The organism is Myxacorys chilensis (assembly GCF_059505265.1).
In genome coordinates this window covers 1-2,484 of sequence record NZ_JCACKG010000270.1, presented here as the reverse complement: position 1 = coordinate 2,484, position 2,484 = coordinate 1, and the positions used below count along the sequence as shown (strand labels likewise).

2 protein-coding genes are annotated in these 2,484 nt (G+C 71.5%); both read right to left on the bottom strand.

The features are described 5' to 3' along the window. Positions 1-977 (bottom strand): caspase family protein (locus tag AC5JLB_RS27590; protein ID WP_495877037.1); only part of this gene is annotated, 977 nt, incomplete at its 3' end. A gap of 745 nt (positions 978-1,722) precedes the next feature. After that, entirely contained in the window at positions 1,723-2,118 is a 396-nt protein-coding gene (locus AC5JLB_RS27585) for a transposase (protein WP_495877038.1), read from the bottom strand. Between the last annotated feature and the right edge of the window lie 366 nt (positions 2,119-2,484).

The window sequence follows — 2,484 nt, the reverse complement described above, 5'->3', positions numbered from 1 at the left end:
ACGTCGAGGAGCAGGAGCATCCCGGCCCGCTCCGCCTGGATGCGCAGGCCCAGCTCCTCCCCGACCCGCGGTGCTTCGCCCTCGAGCGACAGGCTCAGCCCGCCCGCGTTGCTCCAGCTCAGGGCTTCCATCGCGACCCGCTCCGCCTCCGGCAAGGGCGCGGCGGGCAGCACTCCGGCCTCCGGCCCGGCGAAGGTTGGCCCCACGGCCCGACCCGCCGCCGCGCAGGGCGGCGTCGCAGCGCACCAGCCCCGGGCCCAGGCGCCCAGGAACCCCAGCATCTCGCCGTTCGTGGTCGCCCCGTCCCCGTCCGCGTCTGCCGCCCCCACGGTGAGCGCCGCCACGAAGGCCCCGGTGAAGAGCCCCGCGCCACCCGCCTCCCAGGCCAGCCCGTCGGGCCCGGCGGCGTTCCACACGGCCCGCTCCGCCGCGCCCGCTCCATAGGGCTCCTCCGGCGCCCCCGGCCCCTCCGAGGGCAGGCCCCGCAGGCCCGTCCCCTCCGGCAGCCCGTCGAAGCTCGCGTCGATCACCACCGTCACCGCCCGGTCGGGGATCAGGTCGAGGAGGTCCGCCGCCAGATCCTCGGGGACGCGGCCCAGGAGCGACGCCGCGTCATGGGCGAGGATCGCCGCCACCGGCCCCGCCTCGCTCTCGGCCCGCATCCCCATCCCCGCGAAGTAGAGCACCGCCCTCTCCCCCGGACCGGTCCCCCCGATCAGCCCGTCGATGATCGCCGAACCGATCGCCTCCGAGGTCGCCTCCGCGTCGAGGAGCACCGTCACCTGCCCGGGCTCGAACCCCCAATGGCCGACCAGCAGGTCCCGAAATCGCCGCGCATCCGCCACCGCCCCCCGCAGCGCCACATCGTCGCCCAGGGCGGTGTAGTCGTCGATCCCCACGACCACCGCACGGTCCTCGGCCACGGTCGCCCCGGCGGCGGCGCAAGTGGCGAGGGCGAGGCAGGGCAGGGTCCTCACATCCGGGCCTCCTCCGGCGGGCCTCCGTTGCGCCGGCCCTCGAATCGTCGGGCCCCCCGCGCCGCGCGTCAAGCGCCGGGACCGCGCCCCTCGCCCTCTCCCGAAAGCCTCTTGCCTTTGGAGCCCCCTTGGCCGGACGGTCCCCTCAAGGACCAGGGCCGCCGCGCCGGGGCGCCGTCCCTGAGCGCGGCCGATCCCCAGGGGGGGGGCGCCCCCGCCGCCCCGGCCCCACGACCTGCCCGCTGCGGGGCCACCTCGCGCGCATCGGCCGGATGGTGGGCCAGCGGCTCCTCTTCGGGCAATGTCAAAGGAAGTTGGTTTGAGCGGGGCAGGGGTCCGCCTCGGCTCCGCCGATGACCCAGCGCAGCCCGTTTCGCCACTCATGTGTAGATGCCTCCAAGGGTGCGAAGGGCTTCTGACCGATTGCGACGTGTGATCGAGTGCGTTCATGCGTCAGGCCTCGAAGTGCGGTCCCGGACATGACCGCGGGTCGCTACGGCGGTAGGCGGATCGGGGGCACATCAAGACGGCGAGCTTGAGAGCTCGTTGAAGTCGTCTGCCTGGCCCGATCCGGATCGTCTGGATCCTTGTCCCTTACAGCTTGGGGACCTCCTCACAACTGGGCTGACCGGCGCTCAGGTCAGCGCCGGAGCCCGGTGCTCCTCGTTTCTGTTCATCATGGCCCACAAGCTGCGGGCCGTTCGCGACGGGCTTGGACCGGTGGCGCCACGCCGCTCAGTGTTGGTCAAGGCGGTGGCGACCAGGATTCGCGTTTGCGCGCCAGCATGCGTGCGGGCCAGGAGCCCTCCGCTGTTCCTCGGCGCAGGGTTGCCCCGATCATGGACATCGCGCCGATGATGAGGAGTCCGCGGATGTCGTGCTGTCCCATCTTCGATGTCTTGCCCAGCCGCTGCTTGCCACCGCTCGAGTGCTGGCGCGGTACGAGTCCCAGCCAGGCAGCGAAGTCTCGGCGTCGGCGGAAGCTGCTCATGGGCGGAGCGAAGGACTCGTTCGCCATAGCGCTCACATGGCCCACGCCGGCGTCGTCCGCAGCCGCCGCGTCGTTTCGGCCTAACCAGAGCGCGCATCGTCTGGACGAGTCCGGCGACGCGGGTGCTGAGGAGGGCAATCTGGTCGGCATAGGTCCGCCCGAGTTCGCGTACGATCTGCGGCAGAGCGGCATTTGGGTCTCAGGGGCCATGACCAGTATCGTGACATTGGTAGGGCCTCGGGGAGCGAACATGCCATGCTCGGCCAAATGGCCACGTAGGGCGTTGATCAGCTGCGTTCGCTGACGCACGAATATCTGCCGGGTGCGGAACAGCATGGCACGCCCTTGCTGCTCTTCGGTCCTCGCCTCCGCAAAGCGCATGTCGGCCGCGAGGCGGCCTTGGCCATTGCTTCTGCATCGGCGGTGCCGTGCTTCTGCCGCTTGACGATAGGCTTCCGTGACGGGCGCCTCCTGGTCGGTCCCCTCGTGGTATCTCATTGCCGGTTTCTTGCTTCC

Bases quoted from the DNA above. Each gene is read 5' to 3' on its own strand.
- AC5JLB_RS27585 (WP_495877038.1), bottom strand. From the start codon at position 2,118: ATGCCGACCAGATTGCCCTCCTCAGCACCCGCGTCGCCGGACTCGTCC.